Annotated in this window: 16 protein-coding genes and 1 pseudogene; 8 read left to right on the top strand and 9 right to left on the bottom strand. The window is 67.4% G+C overall.

The genetic code is table 11. The features are described 5' to 3' along the window. Nucleotides 1-149: 149 nt before the first annotated feature. Nucleotides 150-2,705 (top strand): efflux RND transporter permease subunit, encoded by a 2,556-nt coding sequence (locus NMQ09_RS09845; protein WP_255194409.1) that lies wholly within the window; start codon nt 150-152, stop codon nt 2,703-2,705. Between the two features lie 18 nt (nt 2,706-2,723). Here NMQ09_RS09845 and NMQ09_RS09840 read toward each other — a convergent pair whose 3' ends face one another. Both NMQ09_RS09840 and NMQ09_RS09835 read right to left on the bottom strand, forming a co-directional pair. Next, nucleotides 2,724-3,491 carry an enoyl-CoA hydratase/isomerase family protein gene (locus NMQ09_RS09840; protein WP_255194408.1) on the bottom strand — a complete coding sequence of 256 codons (768 nt, stop codon included), beginning with the start codon at nt 3,489-3,491 and terminating at the stop codon, nt 2,724-2,726. A gap of 25 nt (nt 3,492-3,516) precedes the next feature. Next, nucleotides 3,517-4,137 (bottom strand): class I SAM-dependent methyltransferase, encoded by a 621-nt coding sequence (locus NMQ09_RS09835; RefSeq protein WP_255194407.1) that lies wholly within the window; start codon nt 4,135-4,137, stop codon nt 3,517-3,519. 170 nt (nt 4,138-4,307) lie between these two features. Here NMQ09_RS09835 and NMQ09_RS09830 point away from each other — a divergent pair, with 170 nt between their 5' ends. From NMQ09_RS09830 to NMQ09_RS09820, 3 genes are all read left to right on the top strand, one after another. Further along, entirely contained in the window at nt 4,308-4,907 is a 600-nt protein-coding gene (locus NMQ09_RS09830; RefSeq protein WP_255194406.1) for a TlpA family protein disulfide reductase, read from the top strand. 145 nt (nt 4,908-5,052) lie between these two features. After that, complete coding sequence (locus tag NMQ09_RS09825) at nt 5,053-5,730, top strand: TlpA family protein disulfide reductase (RefSeq protein WP_255194405.1); 678 nt, start codon at nt 5,053-5,055, stop codon at nt 5,728-5,730. A gap of 3 nt (nt 5,731-5,733) precedes the next feature. After that, on the top strand, nt 5,734-6,417 hold the full coding sequence (locus tag NMQ09_RS09820) for a cytochrome c biogenesis protein CcdA (protein ID WP_255194404.1): 684 nt from the start codon (nt 5,734-5,736) through the stop codon (nt 6,415-6,417). Here the strand turns inward: NMQ09_RS09820 and NMQ09_RS09815 are convergent. Then, nucleotides 6,393-7,586, bottom strand: coding sequence for an iron-containing alcohol dehydrogenase (locus NMQ09_RS09815; RefSeq protein WP_255194403.1), 1,194 nt, complete (start codon nt 7,584-7,586; stop codon nt 6,393-6,395). The genes NMQ09_RS09820 and NMQ09_RS09815 overlap by 25 nt on opposite strands. Before the next feature lie 70 nt (nt 7,587-7,656). On the opposite strand from NMQ09_RS09815, the gene NMQ09_RS09810 reads away from it, so the two are divergent. The 3 genes from NMQ09_RS09810 (at nt 7,657) to NMQ09_RS09800 (ending at nt 10,015) form a co-directional block, all read left to right on the top strand. Further along, a complete protein-coding gene (locus NMQ09_RS09810; RefSeq protein ID WP_255194402.1) occupies nt 7,657-8,193 on the top strand; it encodes a CinA family protein in 537 nt (178 codons plus the stop codon). Between the two features lie 191 nt (nt 8,194-8,384). Further along, nucleotides 8,385-9,107, top strand: coding sequence for a DUF4336 domain-containing protein (locus NMQ09_RS09805; protein ID WP_255194401.1), 723 nt, complete (start codon nt 8,385-8,387; stop codon nt 9,105-9,107). Beyond that, complete coding sequence (locus tag NMQ09_RS09800) at nt 9,104-10,015, top strand: alpha/beta fold hydrolase (RefSeq protein ID WP_255194400.1); 912 nt, start codon at nt 9,104-9,106, stop codon at nt 10,013-10,015. Before NMQ09_RS09805 ends, NMQ09_RS09800 begins: the two co-directional genes overlap by 4 nt. 29 nt (nt 10,016-10,044) lie before the next feature. Here the strand turns inward: NMQ09_RS09800 and NMQ09_RS09795 are convergent, their stop codons facing one another. Further along, complete coding sequence (locus tag NMQ09_RS09795; RefSeq protein WP_255194399.1) at nt 10,045-11,403, bottom strand: S8 family serine peptidase; 1,359 nt, start codon at nt 11,401-11,403, stop codon at nt 10,045-10,047. Between the two features lie 222 nt (nt 11,404-11,625). Between NMQ09_RS09795 and NMQ09_RS09790 the strand changes: the two genes are divergently transcribed. After that, complete coding sequence (locus tag NMQ09_RS09790; protein ID WP_255194398.1) at nt 11,626-12,462, top strand: universal stress protein; 837 nt, start codon at nt 11,626-11,628, stop codon at nt 12,460-12,462. A 39-nt stretch (nt 12,463-12,501) separates the two neighbouring features. On the opposite strand, the gene NMQ09_RS09785 is transcribed toward NMQ09_RS09790, so the two are convergent. The 5 genes and pseudogenes from NMQ09_RS09785 to NMQ09_RS09765 form a co-directional block, all read right to left on the bottom strand. Further along, nucleotides 12,502-12,696: a CbaC protein gene (locus NMQ09_RS09785; protein WP_255194397.1), complete on the bottom strand. Its 195-nt coding sequence runs from the start codon at nt 12,694-12,696 to the stop codon at nt 12,502-12,504. After that, the gene (locus NMQ09_RS09780; RefSeq protein WP_255194396.1) at nt 12,696-14,435 is read right to left on the bottom strand and encodes a b(o/a)3-type cytochrome-c oxidase subunit 1; all 1,740 of its coding nucleotides are present in this window, start codon (nt 14,433-14,435) and stop codon (nt 12,696-12,698) included. The genes NMQ09_RS09785 and NMQ09_RS09780 overlap by 1 nt, the downstream gene beginning before the upstream one ends. 14 nt (nt 14,436-14,449) lie before the next feature. Next, nucleotides 14,450-14,935, bottom strand: a pseudogene (locus NMQ09_RS09775) (cytochrome c oxidase subunit II); the annotation flags it as partial. Continuing rightward, nucleotides 14,932-15,096: a cytochrome oxidase gene (locus NMQ09_RS09770; protein ID WP_255194395.1), complete on the bottom strand. Its 165-nt coding sequence runs from the start codon at nt 15,094-15,096 to the stop codon at nt 14,932-14,934. The gene NMQ09_RS09770 and the pseudogene NMQ09_RS09775, both read right to left, overlap by 4 nt. 108 nt (nt 15,097-15,204) lie before the next feature. Beyond that, nucleotides 15,205-15,729 carry a cupredoxin domain-containing protein gene (locus NMQ09_RS09765; RefSeq protein ID WP_255194394.1) on the bottom strand — a complete coding sequence of 175 codons (525 nt, stop codon included), beginning with the start codon at nt 15,727-15,729 and terminating at the stop codon, nt 15,205-15,207. Nucleotides 15,730-15,771: the final 42 nt, after the last annotated feature.

Here is a 15,771-nt window from a genome sequence, read left to right as displayed (position 1 = left end):
TTGAGCGATTTCGGCCCGAGAGCCGATCGGCCGGATCGACCCCGCAGAAAACCGGTGGATCCACTCAACGCGTCTTTTGAATCGGATTCGATATATGTCATTTCTTCGATAATACTTAAGCACGAGTCCGGGTGACGTCCGGGTACAGCATGAACGCACTCGACAGAACGGTCGACATCGTGACGACGCACAACGTCGCCGTCGTCCTCGTCGTGGGCTTGCTCACGGCGGGACTGGTCCTCGGCATCGCGAACGCCGAGATGGGTGGCGACGGCGGCTTCGCCGGCGCGGTCGAGACCGACGTCGACGAGGCGGAACAGTACGTCCAGGCGAACTACGAGATTGACGGAAGCGACGACCGGGCAGCGCACTTCCCCGTCTACGTGCGAGACGAGGGTGGAAACGCCCTCTCGACGGAGGCGATGATCGCGACGCTCGAGTACAAGCAGGCGGTCGCCGAGGACGACGCCGTCGCGGACGCACGGACGAACGACGAAGCCCTGAGCGTCGCCTCGTTTGTCGGGACCCAAGCTGTCGGCGATCCGGACGCCAGCCTCGCCGAGCAAATCGCGGCCCTGGAGGACGCCGATGACGAGGAGATCGCTGCGATCGTCGAGACGACGCTCGCGGAGGAGCCCGAAGCACAGCTTCTGGTTCCCAACAGCTACGAGCCCGGCACCGCCGACGCCGAGAGCACGCAGCTCGTCTTCGCGTTCGAACCCACCGAGGACGGCAAGGCGCCGGCCGACGCGCAGTACGCGCTGGCCGACGCCGCCGCGGACCGTACCGATCCCGAGTTCTTCACGCTCGGCGAGCCGGCGATGGACGCGATGTCCGAAACCAGCGTGGAGAACACGGTCTTCCTGGTGCTCCCCGTCGTGCTCGGGCTGATCCTCGCCGTCGCCGCCTTCGCCTACCGCGACATCGTCGACGTGATCGTCGGGCTCGTGGGCGTGATCGTCTCGATCGGCTGGATGTTCGGCGTCCTCGGCTGGCTCGGCGTCGAGGTCGGGCCCGCGGTCGTGATCGGCCCGGTCCTGATCGCCGGGCTGTCGATCGACTACGGCTTCCACGTGTTCACCCGCTATCGCGAAGCGCGCGAGGCGCTGGAGAACGAAGCGGCCCGTGAGCAGCGAGACTCGGTGGCCGCGATCCGGCTCCCGATGGCTCGCGGACTGCGCTCGGTCGCGGTCGCGTTCGGGCTCGTCACGATCACGGCAAGCATCGGCTTCCTCGCGAACCTCGTCAACCCCGTCGGCGCCCTGCGCGACCTCGGGATCGCCATCACCCTCGGGGTCGGCTCCGCGTTCGTGATCTTCGTCACCCTCGTTCCCGCGTTGAAGGTCACGATCGACGACGCACTCGAGCGGCTGGGACTGGACCGCCACAAGCAGCCGCTCGGTTCCGGCGCGTACGTCCGCCCGCTCCTCTCGAGTACGGTGACGCTCGCCCGGCGGGCCGCTCCCGTCGTGACCGTCGTCGCGGTCGTGCTGGCCGCCGGCGGTGGGGTCGCGTGGACGGCCCTCGACGAGGAGGCCGCAGGCGCCGAGAGCCCCGACGTCGCCGAGTGGAAACAGGAGCTGCCCGGCCCGGTCGGCTGGGAGGAGAACGAGGCGCTCGAAAACCAGGAGTACGTCGGCGAGCAGTTCCGCAGTGCCGCCGCCGCCGAGGACGACCGCGTGCAGGTCCTCGTCGAGGGGTCGGTGACCGACGACGACGCGCTGTACGCCCTCGAGGACGGCATCGACGAGGGCGTCGAGCGCGGCACCTTCGCCGAGGGTCGGACGGACACCATCGAGACGCCGACGACCGTGATCGAAGCGGTCGCCGCCGAAGACGACGAGTTCGCCGGGACCGTCGAGGAGGCCGACACGACCGGCGACGGGATCCCCGACAGCGACCTCGAGGCGGTGTACGACCACCTCTACGAGGTCGATTCGGATCGGGCGAGCGCGGTGATCGAGCGGGAAGCCGGCGAGTACCGTTCGCTGCGGGCGATCGGACCGCCCCAGGCGGCCGACGGGCCGGCAGTGGACGCCGACCGGGCCGTGAACCTGTTCGCGGTCGGCGACGCGATCGAGACCGAAGACGCGAGCGTAGCGGCGACCGTCGTCAGCGACGCCACGGCCGAGCAGGCGGCGATCGAGCAGATCACCGACGGGATCGTCCGCGTGATGGTCGTGGCCGTGACCGCCGTGTTCCTGACTCTGGTCGGCGTCTATCGGTGGATCCACGGGAGTGCTTCCCTCGGCGTGCTGACGGCGATTCCCGTCGCGCTCGTGCTCGGCTACGTCGTCGGCGGCATGTACCTGCTTTCAGTCCCACTAAACTTCCTGACGGCACTGCTGGTGAGCCTGGTGATCGGCATCGGCATCGACTACTCGATCCACCTCAGCGACCGGTTCGCCCACGAGCGCGGTCGCGGCCGGACCGACCGCGACGCCCTCGAGACGGCCGTCACCGGCACCGGCGGCGCCCTCCTCGGGAGCATGCTGACCTCGGTTGGCGCGTTCGCCGGGATGTTGATCCACCCCGATCCGTCCTTCCAGCACTTCGCGACGCTGGTCGTCCTGGCGATGGTCGCCGCGTTCGTCGCGAGCGTGGTCGTCCTGCCGAGCCTGCTGTATCTGTGGGCCCGCTACGTGGGGGCCGAACAGCCGGTCGACGACGGTGACCCCGACCTCGCGGCGTCCGCGCAGGATTGAAACCGGGTACCGGTCAGCTCACTCGAACTCGGGGTCTCGCTTCTCGACGAACGCCGCCATCCCCTCGCGCTGGTCGTGGGTGCCGAAGAGGCCGCTCCAGAGGCGCTGTTCGTACTCGAGGCCGGCCGAGAGGGGCATCTCGTGGACCTGGTTGAGCGCCTCCTTCGCGGCGGCCAGCGCGAACCGGGGCTTTTCGGCGAGCTCGTCGGCGAGTTCAGAGACGGCTCGCTCGAGGTCTTCCTGCGGGACGACCTCGTCGACGAGACCGACCTCGGCGGCCGAGTCGGCGTCGAGGCGTTCGCCGAGGAGCACCATTCGGCGGGCGACGGCGTCGCCGACGAGCCGGGAGAGGCGCTGGGTGCCGCCCCAGCCCGGGACGATCCCCAGGTCGATCTCGGTCTGGCCGAGGAGGGCGTTCTCGCTCGCCACGCGGAAGTCACACGCGAGCGCGAGTTCGCAGCCGCCGCCGAAGGCGTAGCCGTTGACGGCGGCGATCGCCGGCGCGTCGTGGGTCTCGATCGCCCGGAAGATCTCATGGCCGAGTTCGGCGTACGCCTGGGCCTCGTCGGTGCCGATCTCCTGCATGAAGCCGATGTCGGCGCCCGCGACGAACGAGTCCTCGCCGGCGCCGGTGAAGACGAGCACCCGGGCGTTCTCGGCTTCTTCGATCGCTTCCGAGAGCGCCAGCATCGTCCCGCGGTTCAGCGCGTTCAGGCTGTCCGGCCGGTCGACGGTGATGGTCGCGACGCCGTCACTCCGCTCGAGGGAGATCGTGTCCCATGACATACACCTCCCATCGGAGAGCGCTCTCTTAACCGTTCGGCTCTGGGTCGGGGAGTGCAGGGTACGACTGGGTCCCCCCGTGTGTGTTTCGTGCGACGAGCGTCGCCACCGCCGCGGTGCCGTCGGTCACCGTCCGGAGCCGTTCCTCGTAGTGGAGGACCGTCAGGTCGAGACACGCCCGGAGGAGATCGTTCGCCCGATAGCGGTAGCGGTCACTCGAGGGACCGATCTCGATCTCCTCGGCCGCGCGCAGGTGATGTTCGTACACCAGCACGCCGCCCGGCGCGAGCGCCTCTTTCAGCTCCGGCAGGAGGTCGAGCGCGGCGAAGTAGCTCACCGTGATCACGTCGTACTCGGCCTCGAGGTCGAATTCGGCGAGGTCGGCCCGGATCCAGTTCACCTCGACGCCACGCTCGTCGGCCCGCTCGCGGGCGATCTCGAGCGCCTCGTCTGCGACGTCCACCGCGTCGACGTCGTAGCCCGCTTCGGCGAGAAAGCACGCGTTTCGCCCGGTCCCGGTCGCCACGTCGAGTGCCCGCCCTGGCGGGAGTGCCTCGAGCCAGCGCTCGAGTTCCGGGGTCGGCCGGTTCGGCAGTTCGAACTCGTCGTCGCGGTGTTTCTCGTTCCACCGCGTTCGGTCGTCGGTCACGCTCGAGTCGACGCCGGCGATCGGCTTGGTTCCTGCGGGTCACGCGATCCGTTCCACGATCGAACCAGTGAGCCCTTTTTCGTCGCGGACGTACGGTCGACTATGTGTCGACGGGGCTACGCTGGGCGTCACGACGCGGCCGGTTCGTCACTCGAGTCGGGGGTGATTTCGTGAGACGCCGCGACGTCCTCGCGGGGCTCGCGAGCGCTGGCGTGCTCGCCGGCGCCGGCGTACTCCTGAGCCGGGGACCACCCACACCGGCGCCAAATTCGGAGTCGGCGGCGAGCGACGACGAAGAAGAGACGAACGGCGTGACGCGACCGCCGTTCGAGATCGAGACGATCGACGCCCCGGGAAGCGAGGCCGGCACGCTCACCGTCCCCCAGCCGGAGACGGTGATGGTCATCGACTTCTTCCAGACGACGTGTGCAACCTGTGCGCGAGAGATGGAGACCCTCGGTGCGGCCAGAGCGGCCGTCGGCGACGACGTCGTCTTCCTGTCGATGCTCGCCTACGGTCGGGTCGGGACGCCGGAGGCGGTCCGCGAGTGGTGGATCGACAACGACGGCGACTGGCCCGTCGGGATCCAGGAGGGCGACGAACTCCAGGAGTACTACGGCGTCTTCCGGTACCCGACGACGATCGTGATCGACGGCGCCGGCCGCAAACACTGGGACAACTTCAGCGAGAAGACCGTCGACGAACTCCTCGAGGCGGTCGACGCCGCCCGCGAGGCCCAGGCCGCCAACACAGAACGCACGGACGAGTGACCAGCCCGGTCGTTGGATTCACCGTCGAGTTCTACGATCGAACCAGTGAGCCCTTCTATCGTGAACCCCTACGTTCGATCATGGATAGTCGGACGGATCGAGGGTCGAACGTCAGGGCATCGGTGCTCGAGGGCGGGGTGTCGCCGTGAGACGCCGCGACGTCCTCGCGGGAGTCGGAAGCCTGGGCGTCCTCGCTGGCGCTGGCGTGCTCGCGAGTCGCGGCCTCCCGTCGTCCGGAACTGACGGCGGTTCCGAGCCAGCGGCCCACCGCCAGGACGGCGAAGACGGCGGTCCCGAACCCCCGTTCACGGTCGAGACGATCGACGCCCCGGGGAGCGAGGCCGGGACGGTGACCGTCCCTGGCGAGAACGACGTGATGGCCGTCATGTTCTTCATGCCGACCTGTGGCATCTGCCAGGACATGATGTCGGTCCACGGACGAGTGCGAAACGCCGTCGACGACGACCGCGTCACGTTTCTGGGGGCACTCCATCCGAACTACTCGAACACGACCGACATGACCGCCGACGAACTCGCCGGCTGGTGGGTCGAGTACGACGGGAACTGGCCCGTCGGTATCGCGCCCTCCGAACTCGTCGACTACTACGACGTCTTCTCACACCCCATCACGACGGTGTTCGACGCCGATGGCGAGCAGTACCTGAGCGCTCACGGCTACCTGGAACGTGACGTGATCGTCGAGCCCATCGAGGAGGCACTCGCGGCAGTCTCGGACGATGACGGGCAAGAATCCGGAGACGCCGACGAACCGGAATCCGACGACGAGCCGGCGACGAGCGACTCGAGCGAGGACTCGACGTAATCGATGCTCGACGCAGCTCTCGCAACGGCGCTCGCGTTCGCCCTCTTCGCCGGACTGGCGACGTTTTTCTCCCCCTGTGCGTTTCCGCTGTTGCCCGGCTACGTGGCCTTCTACGTGAGCCAGACCGAGGGAGAAGAGGCCTCACTCGGCGGTGCGATCAGCCGCGGACTCGTCGCGGGGGCCGGTGTTCTGGCGACCTTCGCCGTCCTGATGGGACTGACGTTCTGGATCGGGCACCGGGTGCTCGAGGGCGTCACGGCCTTCGAAGCACTCGTCGGCCTCGTGCTGGTCGTCTTCGGGATCCTCGTCGTCGCCGATCGAATCCCCTCGTTCTCGGTGGCGTTACCGAAGCGTCGCTCGAGCGTCCTCGGGTTCGGGATATTCGGCGCGGGCTACGCGCTCGCGGCGGCCGGCTGTGCCGCGCCGTTTTTCGTCGGCGTCGTCGTCAACGCGGTTTCGCTCGAGCCGGCCGGCGCTGCCCTCGTCATCGGAACGTACGCGGGCGCCGTCACGCTGTTGATGGTCTCGGTGACCGTCGCCACGGGAATGGGGCTGCTCGCGGGCGCAGGACAGCTCGCGCCTCACATGGGGACGATCAAACGGATCGCCGGCGTCGTGATGATCCTCGCCGGGCTCGGCCAGCTCTACCTCGTGGTCTTCGATTACAGCGCGTTCTTCGTGCTCTGACGGGATTCGTCGACGAACGCACGTTCGTACAGCTCGAGGAGCTGCGCTCTCGAGGCCACCCGCGGGTTCTCCAGGCTGTTGCCGTGGTCGACGGCCTCGTCTGCGAGTTCCGGCAGCGCGTCCCGGTCGACACCGAGTTCCTCGAGCCCCGCCGGAATGTCGACGTCGTCCGCGAGTTCCCGAACCGCATCGACGAACGCGCCGGCCGCCTCGCGGGTCGACAGCCCCTCCGTTCGGACGCCCATCGCCTCGGCCAGCCGGGCGTAGCGGTCTGGACAGGCGATCAGGTTGAACTCGAGCACGACGGGGAGCAAGACGGCGTTCGTGATTCCGTGGCCGGTGTGGAACGCGCCGCTGACGGGTTCGGACAGCCCGTGAACGAGCCCGAGCCCCGCGTTGTGAAAGGCGATTCCTTCCATCGCCGTCGCGACCTGCAACTCGGCGAGCGCCTCGAGATCGGTTCCCGCGACCGCGGGACGTAGCGACCGCCCGAGCAGGCGGACGGCCTCGAGCGCCAGCGCGTCGGTGATCGGGTTCGCCTCGGGGTTGAGGTAGGCCTCGATCGCCTGCGTGAGCGAGTCCATTCCCGTCGCCGCCGTGACCCGCGGCGGGAGCGACTCACAGAGCGCCGGATCGAGCAGGGCCACGTCGGCGAACAGCTCCGGTGAGCGCGTCGTCACTTTCACGTCGCGCTCGGCGTCGGTGATGACGGTGCCGGGCGTCACCTCGCTCCCGGTCCCGACCGTGGTCGGCACGCAAACCGTCGGCAGGCTCGAGCGGTCGACGTCTGGCGTCCCGCCGTAGTCGGCCCACTCGCCGCCGTTGGGCGCGAGTACGGCGATGGCCTTGCCGGCGTCGATCGAACTCCCGCCGCCGACGGCGACGATCCCGTCGACGCCCTCGTCGACGGCGCGTTCGGCCCCCCGTTCGACCGTGACACTCCGGGGGTTCGGCTCGACCTCGTCGAAGAGCGCGTACGGACGTCCGGCCCCCTCGAGGCTCTCGATCGCCGGCTCGAGCACCCCGACCTCGACGAGCGTCTCGTCCGTGACGAGCATCGGTCGCTCGACGCCGAGTGCGTCGAGCTGGGTCGCGAGCGTTCTCGAGCGATCCAGCCCCGAGACGAGTTCGGGGCCGTGCGTGAAGGTGAAGCTGAACGGTGCGGTCATGCGCCCAGTTTGGCCGGGGGAGGGATAAACTCGCCCGACCATTCACTACCCAGGCGGCCGTTTTCCCACCATGAACGAACGGATCGACCTCGACCTCGCAACGCGGGTCGGCGACGTCCTTCGCGAACGCGAGGAGACGCTCTCGGTCGCCGAATCCTGTACCGGCGGGCTCATCGGCGCCGCGATCACGGCCGTCCCGGGCTCGAGCGACTACTTCGAGGCCGGGCTGGCGACCTACGCCTACGGGGCCAAACGCCGGCACCTCGGCGTCACGCGGGAAGCGCTCGACGAGCACGGTGCGGTCTCCGACCCCGTCGCCCGCCAGATGGCCCGGGGCGTGCGAGACGTTACGGACACCACCTGGGGGGTCGCCACGACGGGCATCGCCGGCCCGGGCGGCGGCACCGACGAACATCCCGTCGGCACCGTCTACGTCGGCGTCGCTTACGCCGGCCCCTGGGGGTCAGAGCGCTCCTACGCGACCGTCTCTCGATACGAGTTCGACGGCGACCGGGCCGCGATCCGGGCGAAGACCGTCGACGCCGCCCTCGAGTTCCTGCTGGCGGAACTCGAGGCCGTCGACGCCGACGGCTCGTCACTCGAGTGAACGCTCACCGACGTCGGCGGTGTGCGGTGTCCGACGACGGCGAGTCGGTGTCCGATGACAGTGAGTCGGCGATCCGGTCGTCGATCGGGCGATAACGCAATAGTGTCCGGGCGGGAACCTGTCGTATGAACGACGCTCAAGTCGAGAGACGCCACCGCCGGTTCCGAGTGAGGACCGCCTGACCACCGTCGATGCTCACCCAGCACGCACCACGGCTGTGGACCTACGAGGAACCGCTTCGCTTCCTGAGCTTCGAAATCGGCCGCATTATGACGGTGATCCGGCTCTCGAGTGGCGAGCTCGTCGTCCAGTCGCCGGCCGAGTTGACGCCGGCACTCGAGTCGGCGCTTTCTGCCCTCGGCGACGTCCGCTACGTCGTTCCGGCGAGCAAACTCCACGGCCACCTGTACATGGAACAGTACCGCGCGGCGTTCCCGGCCGTCGAACTGCTCGCCGCACCCGGCCTCGAGGCCCGCCGGACCGATCTCACGTTCGACGGGCTGCTCGGCGACGTGCCGGATCCGCGGTGGGCGGCCGACGTCGATCAGGTCGCGGTCTCCGGCCACCGCTGGCTGACCGAGCTCGCCTTCTTCCACCGATCCAGCCGGACCCTCATCCTGGGCGACGTCGGCTACCACGTCGGCTCGAGCGCCCCGCTCAAAACTCGGCTCATGGCGCGGCTGGCGGGCGTCCACGGACGGATCAGCCCGCCCCGCGACTTCCGTCTGACCGTCGCGAACGAGGCGACGTTCCGACGGTCGATCCGGGACGTGCTGGCGTGGGACTTCGACCGGGTGATCCCGGGCCACGGCGAGATCGTCGAGACGGGCGGCAAACGGGCCGTGCTGGACGGCTTCGACTGGCTCCTCCAGTCGGCCGGCGACGTCGACGGAGACGGAGGAACCCGCACGTGAATCGACACGAGTTCCTCGACGTCGCCTCGATCACGCTCAGCGGCGTGTTCCTCAGACGGCCGTTCTTCGCACGCAGTCTCGAGAGCGTCCCGATCGACCAGGCCGTCGCCGAATCGCACTATGAGCCGTTCGCGTTCGAAGACGCTGGCGTCAGGAGGGTCGACGTCGAGACGCCGGCCGGTCCGCTCGAGACGAGCTACCTCGCCTGGCGCTGGCTCGGCGACGACCGGCCGACGCTGCTGTTCGTCCACGGCAGCGGCGAGGATCCCTTCGACTTCGGCCGGTTCAGCTCGAACTCGTTTCGCCGGCTGTTCGCGACCGACGACTGGACCGTCCCCGTGAACCTGCTCGCGATCCGCGCGCCGTTTCACGGCGACTCGACTCGAGCGTACACCGACGCCGTCGGAGCCCTCGAGACGTTCGTCTCCCTGCTCGCGGCGTCGGCGACGCTGCTCGAAGGGCTGCGCGAGCGATTGCTCGAGCGGGGCTGTCCCGCCGTCGTCGTCTCGGGGCTCAGCCTCGGGGGCTGGGTCGTAAACCTCCACCGGGCCTACTACGGCACCTGTGACCACTATCTGCCGATGCTCGCGGGGGCAGCGACCGGCGAGCTATTCGTCTCCTCGGTCTACCGGAAACTGGTCGCCGAGTCGGCGCTGGCTCACCCGGATCGCATCCGGGAGGCGCTCGACTTCGACGACGCCTTCGCGGCCGTCGACGCCGACGACTGTTCGCCGTTGCTCGCCCGCTACGACCGGCTCGTCGAGTTCGACGAGCAGCGAGGCGGCTACGAGGGACTCTCGCTCTCGGTGCTCGAGAAGGGCCACGTCACCGGCGCGCTGGCGACCGACCGGCTGCGGGCGCACGTGGCGCGTGCCACTCGAGACGCCGTTACGGGCTCGAGTCGGTGACCGTTGCCGTCCTGAACCGACGCGAGCGTTCAGTTGACTGGCTCTCCGGATCGCCAGGCGCCGATGACGTCTCGTAACACGTCGGTGTCCACCTCGCCGCCGCGCCAGTCGTCGATCGCCGCACGGAGGCCGTCGGTCTGGACCAGGCCGTCGGCATCGGCGTAGCGCTCGAGTTCGTCTACGTCGGCGACTGCCTGAGCAACGTTGAGTCGGCCTGCGCCCTGTTCCTCCTCGCTGAGTCCGATATCGTCGGCGGTATCTAACAGCGTACTCCGGACGGCCTCGCGGTCGGTCCGGCCGCTGGCGATGACCGACGCGGCTGCGCCAGCGACGTGTGGGGCTGCCATCGACGTGCCCGAGATCTTTGCGTACTCGTCGCGTGGAATTGATGACCGGACGGCGTCACCGGGTGCCGCGATATCGACCTCTGGGCCCTGCGACGAAAGGCTTGCCAGTTCGTCGTTCTCGTCGGTCGCCGAGACGGCGATGACCTCCGGGTGGGCAGCGGGATGACCAACACAATCAGTACACTCACCGTCGTTTCCGGCTGCGGCGACGAGCACGACGCCCTGGCTGGCCGCGTACTCGACCGCGTCGTCGATAACCTCGCTTTCCGGCCCACCAAGACTCATGTTGATTACCTCGTGGCCCTGGTCAGTAGCCCACACGATGCCGGCTGCAGTGTCGTCGAAGCTGCCTGATCCACAGCAATCGAGCACTTTCACGGCGTGGAGCGTCGCATCCGGTGCGACGCCCTTCACGCCGGTGCCGTTCATCGCTGCGGCGGCCGTCCCGGCGACGTGGGTGCCGTGGTCGTTGTCGTCGTCCCACTCTTCGTAACAGTCCTCGATGTAATTGGAACGGCAGAAAAACGTGGGAGTACAGTCGTCACCGGTATCACACGCTGGTTCGACAGCGCCCCATCCCGCACCGAGATTTTCCTCGAGCGTCTCGTGCTGGGCGTCGATGCCGGTGTCGAGAATCGCGATGCTGACGCCGCCACCGCTGTGCCCGCTGGCGATGGCGTCGTCCGCGTCGGTTATCTCGATCCCGTACGGCACGGTTTCGCCGAGGGCGTGCATCTGACCGTTTTCCTCGATATAGCGGACGTTGGGATTGTTCTGTAACCCCTTTAGCGCCTCTTCTGGGAAAAAGCCGGATACCGCCTCGCCAAGCTCCCCGAAATCGAACTCCCGGTGAACGTCGTCGGCCGCGACGCGCGCTTGGCTGGCCGTTCCGGGATCTATGCCGACGATGTATCGACCGGACGGTCCGTGACGGGTTTCGTCCGGATCGGTGGCACTAGCTGTCCCGAGCGCGACGGTCGTACCCACTGCACCGGTTCCAATACTTCCGAGTAACTCCCGGCGCGAAATCCCTTTACGCATGAATTCTCAGGGCCTATTCCCCCAAAATATAAATGTGTATTTATATTCGAAGTCTTTTATAACAATATAAATAAATAACACCCGTCGATTTTATGCCGATCTCTCGCTGTACACCCAATGGGCCACGGTGGCTCGAGGTAGACGACACCGGTTCACTGATTCCTCCTATCCGGAGCCACCTCGAGCCACAGGCGTAAGTGCCCGACGCGCTAACGTGGCCATATGTACGAGCACATTCTCGTGCCGACGGACGGGAGCGAGCCCGCGACAGCCGCCCTCGAGTACGCCGCCGAACTCGCCGCAACCGACGACGCGAGCGTCTCCGTCGTGACGGTCTCCGACGGGAGCGATCCCGGTGCAGGCGTCGTCGCGGCGGCCTGCGACCGAATCGCCGACGCCGGTGGGGCCGCCGAGGGAGCGGTGCTCGACGGAACGCCCCACGAGGTGATCCTCGAGGCGGCGAGCGAGCGAGCCGTCGACGCGATCGTGATGGGGACCCGAGGACGGCAGGGGGTCGGCCGGTTCGTGCTCGGCAGCGTCGCCGAACGCGTCGTGCGCGACGCCGACGTGCCGGTGTTCGCGGTCCGGGACGACGAAGACGTGCGGCTCGGCTACCCGCCCGAAACCGTTCTCGTCCCCGTCGACGGGAGCGAGCACGCGAGCCGGGCACTCGAGGCCGGCCTCGGGCTGGCGAGGGCGCACGACGCGACGGTCCACCTGCTGTCGGCCGTCGACACGCGGCCGACCGGCGTCGACGTCGGCTCGAGTCCGAACGTGGACGCGGTCGCGGCGTCGGCGCGAACGATCGTCGAGGAGGCCGAGACGGTGGCGACGGAGGCCGGCTTCGACGACGTCGCGACGATGGTGACCTTCGGCTCGGCACACCGCGAAATTCCGGCGTACGCCGCCGAGAACGACGTCGACCTCGTCGTCATGGGGACCCACGGTCGGAGCGGGGTCGACCGCTTCCTGCTCGGCAGCGTCACCGAACGTGTGTTGCGGACCGCGCCGGCCCCAGTGCTCACGGTTCGCGGGCCGGAATCCGACGCGTCGCGGTGACCCTCCCCTCGAGCGCGCCAGTCTCCCCTCGAGCGGCCGTTACCCCGGTTTCTGGGGTTCGGACGTGGTGAACACCGCCCACGAGACGAGCGCGACGATCACCACGACGCTCCCCACCGCGACCGCCAGGATCGACAGCTCGACGTCGAAAAAGGCGAGCACCGTTCGGAGCTCGACAGCGATCACGACGACCAGCGCGATCAGGACGATCAATTTAGCTCGTGAGATGCGCATCAGTGCCGGAGGGTGGCGATGAACTCGAGCGTGGCCTCGAGGCCGATCCTGGAACCGACGCTCGGGAGGGGATCGAACGGCTCGATACCGGGGCCGAACAGGCCGCCGCCGTCGACGATGGCCGCGAGCGGGATGGCGTAGGCGAGGATCACGAGGACGGCCGCGATGGCGACCCACAGCTTGAGATTGTCGAGGATGGCAGGTCCGTCCTCGGCACCGGAGAGCGGCGGCGGGATCTCGGCGTCGACGATCGGTTCGCTGTCGTTGTTGAGCGCCGTCGCGACCATGATCCCGAGGAACAGCACCGTGGAGACGAACAGGAGGATACCCCCGAGGGCCGTCTGGAGTTCGATCTCGGTGACCGAGCCGACGGCGATCTCGTACTCGAATCCGTCGTAGCGGGGTTCGGCCGTCCGGCGGGGGATGCCGATCAGCCCGCCACGGTACATCGCGTTCGTCATGATGACGATGCCGACGAACCAGAGGACGACCTGGACGAGCCCGAGGCCCCGTCCGACGAGCCGGTTGCCGGTCACCTGGGGGATGAGCCAGTAGGAGCCGGCCATGAACGTCAGGGCGACGGCGGTGCCGACCTGGGTGTGAATGTGGCCGGGGACCCAGAACGTGTTGTGGACGAGGTAGTTGATGTTCATCCCGGCGTTGATCATGCCGGTGAAGCCGCCGAAGGCGAACACCGCGCCGGCGAGTGCCATGCCGGTGAACGCCGGATCTTTCCAGGGCAAGGCGGTCAGCCAGTTGAAGTAGCCCTCGCCGCCGCGCTGGCGTGCGCCGTGTTCCATGCTCGCGACGACGGTGAAGGCGGTCAGCAGGCTCGGCAGCAGCAGGAACATGGTGTTGGTCATTACGATGTACTTGAATCCCTCCGCGATGCCGGGATCGAGGTACTGGTGGTGAATGCCGACCGGCGTCGACAGCAGGATAAAGAGGATGAAGACGACGCGGGCGAGCGGATCGCTGAACAGCCGGCCGCCCGAGAGCTTCGGGAGGAGGATGTACCACAGCAGATACGCCGGCAGCAGCCAGAAGTAGACGACCGGGTGGCCGAAGTACCAGAACAGCGTGCGCGTCAGTAGCGGGTTTACCGAGTCGACGATGCCGAGTGACCACGGAAGCAAGAAGACGAGCACCGACACGGCGACGCCGATCGAGGAGATGTACCACATGATCATCGTCGTCAGGACCATGAACGTCGGTAGCGGGATCCGCGCGCCGGGGTTGTCACCCTTCCAGGCCCACCACGTGCGAAACCAGTTGGCGCCGGCGAGCCAGGTCCCGACGATGAAGATCGCCAGTCCCGCGTAGAAGAGTGGATGTGCTCCGAGCGGCGCGTAGAACGTGAACAGCACGTCGGCGTCGATGTCGGTCACGTCGGTAAAGCCCGCGAGGATCGCGATGCCGGCCAGCACCGACCCGAGCGTCATCAACCCCTGCCACGTCCACGTCAGCCGCATGTCGACCGGCCCACGTTCTAAGCTGTCGGTAACCGCCCAGTGGAAGACGCCGACGAGAAAGAAGATCGTGAACGCGATCACCATGAAGACCCCGTGTCCGGTCAACACGGTGTAGTAGGTGGTCGAGTCGACGATCCTGAGGACGTCGGTCCGGTGGAGCGTCTGGATAAGCCCGAAGAGGGCGCCGAGTGCGAGCGCGGCGAACGACGCCCAGAAGGCCGTGCGAACCACGCGGGCCTGGGCTGGGTACTCGTCGACGAACGTCATTCGTCCTCACCCTCGAGTTCGAACTCGTCTGCCGGCTGGACGACGATGAGCCCCTCCATAGTGTGGTGGCCGGAGCCGCAGTACTCGTTGCAGATGAGGCCGTACTCGCCGGGCTCGTCGAACTCGACGGTTATCGTGGACACCTCACCCGGGATGACCATCGTGTTCGTGTTCGTCCCGACGACGCTGAAGCTGTGGATGACGTCAGCGCTCGTGATGTAGAACGTGACCCGGCTGTTCGCCGGCACCTCGATCGGATCCGGCTGGAAGATGAACGTCCGCGCGATGACGTACGCCTCGTACTCGTTCTGGCCGACCTGCTCGACACGCGGCTCGGCGAACCGCTCGTCCTCGCCGAGTTCGTTGGGGTCGACGTTCTCCTCGTCGCCGACCATCGTGATGCCGAGACCGACCGTGCCGTAGGTGATCGTCAGGATCAGCCCGACGATGAACACCATCGACGCACCGAGCCACAGTTTCTCGTACGTGTGGATCCTCATAGCAGCCCCACGACCGTCGGATCGTTCCCGACGAATTCCACGAAGTACATAAACAACCACATCGCGACGAGGATCAGGAAATACAACGCGATCAGGCTGAGCGTCCCGACAGGGTCGAATTCGTCGTGTCCGATCGTTCGCTTCGATCGTGAACTGGACATGGTGGGAATCCCACCACACACGGGCTCTTAATACGTCGAGGCCATTCCCGTGAAAAACCAGGGTGCTGACCAGTCCACGGTCGTGTCGGTGTCCAGGCTCGAGTCGCGTCAGTTGGTGTGAACCTCGATCGCCCCCGCCATCTCGGTGCCGTGGGTCTCACACAGGTAGATCGCCAGCTCCTCGCTCGCCTCGAGGACGAACCCCGCCGACTCGTCTTCGTCGTCCATGGACTCCGTCGAGGCGAGGCTCTCGTGGTCGTCGTCCCAGATGGCGAGGTTGTGTACCTCGCCGTCGCGGTTCGTCCAGACGAACTCGTACTCCCGATCCTCGAAGAGGAGGAGATCCGGGTTCTCGACGTCCTCGATGACGGCAGGCTGGCGACCGATCCACCTGTCCTCGTCGTCAGTGACGACGAGTTCGATCGTGTCCACGTCCTCCCAGTCTTCCGGCTCGCCCTGCGGATCGCCCGCTTCGATCACCTCGTCGACGTGCGCCTCGCGTTCGTCGTCGAGTTCCTCACCCTCATCGCCCTCACCCATCTCTTCGGCGCAGCCGGCCAAGAGTGTGGCCGCCGTCCCCGCAGTGAGGAGGCGCAACGTCGACCGCCGATCGTAGGAGTCGTTCCGGGACATACGTCGAGCTTGAAAGCCCGGCTGGATAAGCAGGTGGCCGAC

The organism is Natronobeatus ordinarius (assembly GCF_024362485.1).
Classification (GTDB): Archaea; Halobacteriota; Halobacteria; order Halobacteriales; family Natrialbaceae; genus Natronobeatus; species Natronobeatus ordinarius.
Note: the sequence above shows the minus strand (reverse complement) of the source record. Positions and strands in the feature narration are given on the sequence as shown.

Coding starts and splice junctions, on each gene's coding strand:
- NMQ09_RS09785 (WP_255194397.1), bottom strand. CDS start 12,696: ATGCGCATCTCACGAGCTAAATTGATCGTCCTGATCGCGCTGGTCGTC.
- NMQ09_RS09845 (WP_255194409.1), top strand. CDS start 150: ATGAACGCACTCGACAGAACGGTCGACATCGTGACGACGCACAACGTC.
- NMQ09_RS09765 (WP_255194394.1), bottom strand. CDS start 15,729: ATGTCCCGGAACGACTCCTACGATCGGCGGTCGACGTTGCGCCTCCTC.
- NMQ09_RS09820 (WP_255194404.1), top strand. CDS start 5,734: ATGCTCGACGCAGCTCTCGCAACGGCGCTCGCGTTCGCCCTCTTCGCC.
- NMQ09_RS09795 (WP_255194399.1), bottom strand. CDS start 11,403: ATGCGTAAAGGGATTTCGCGCCGGGAGTTACTCGGAAGTATTGGAACC.
- NMQ09_RS09815 (WP_255194403.1), bottom strand. CDS start 7,586: ATGACCGCACCGTTCAGCTTCACCTTCACGCACGGCCCCGAACTCGTC.
- NMQ09_RS09810 (WP_255194402.1), top strand. CDS start 7,657: ATGAACGAACGGATCGACCTCGACCTCGCAACGCGGGTCGGCGACGTC.
- NMQ09_RS09780 (WP_255194396.1), bottom strand. CDS start 14,435: ATGACGTTCGTCGACGAGTACCCAGCCCAGGCCCGCGTGGTTCGCACG.
- NMQ09_RS09805 (WP_255194401.1), top strand. CDS start 8,385: ATGCTCACCCAGCACGCACCACGGCTGTGGACCTACGAGGAACCGCTT.
- NMQ09_RS09790 (WP_255194398.1), top strand. CDS start 11,626: ATGTACGAGCACATTCTCGTGCCGACGGACGGGAGCGAGCCCGCGACA.
- NMQ09_RS09770 (WP_255194395.1), bottom strand. CDS start 15,096: ATGTCCAGTTCACGATCGAAGCGAACGATCGGACACGACGAATTCGAC.
- NMQ09_RS09840 (WP_255194408.1), bottom strand. CDS start 3,491: ATGTCATGGGACACGATCTCCCTCGAGCGGAGTGACGGCGTCGCGACC.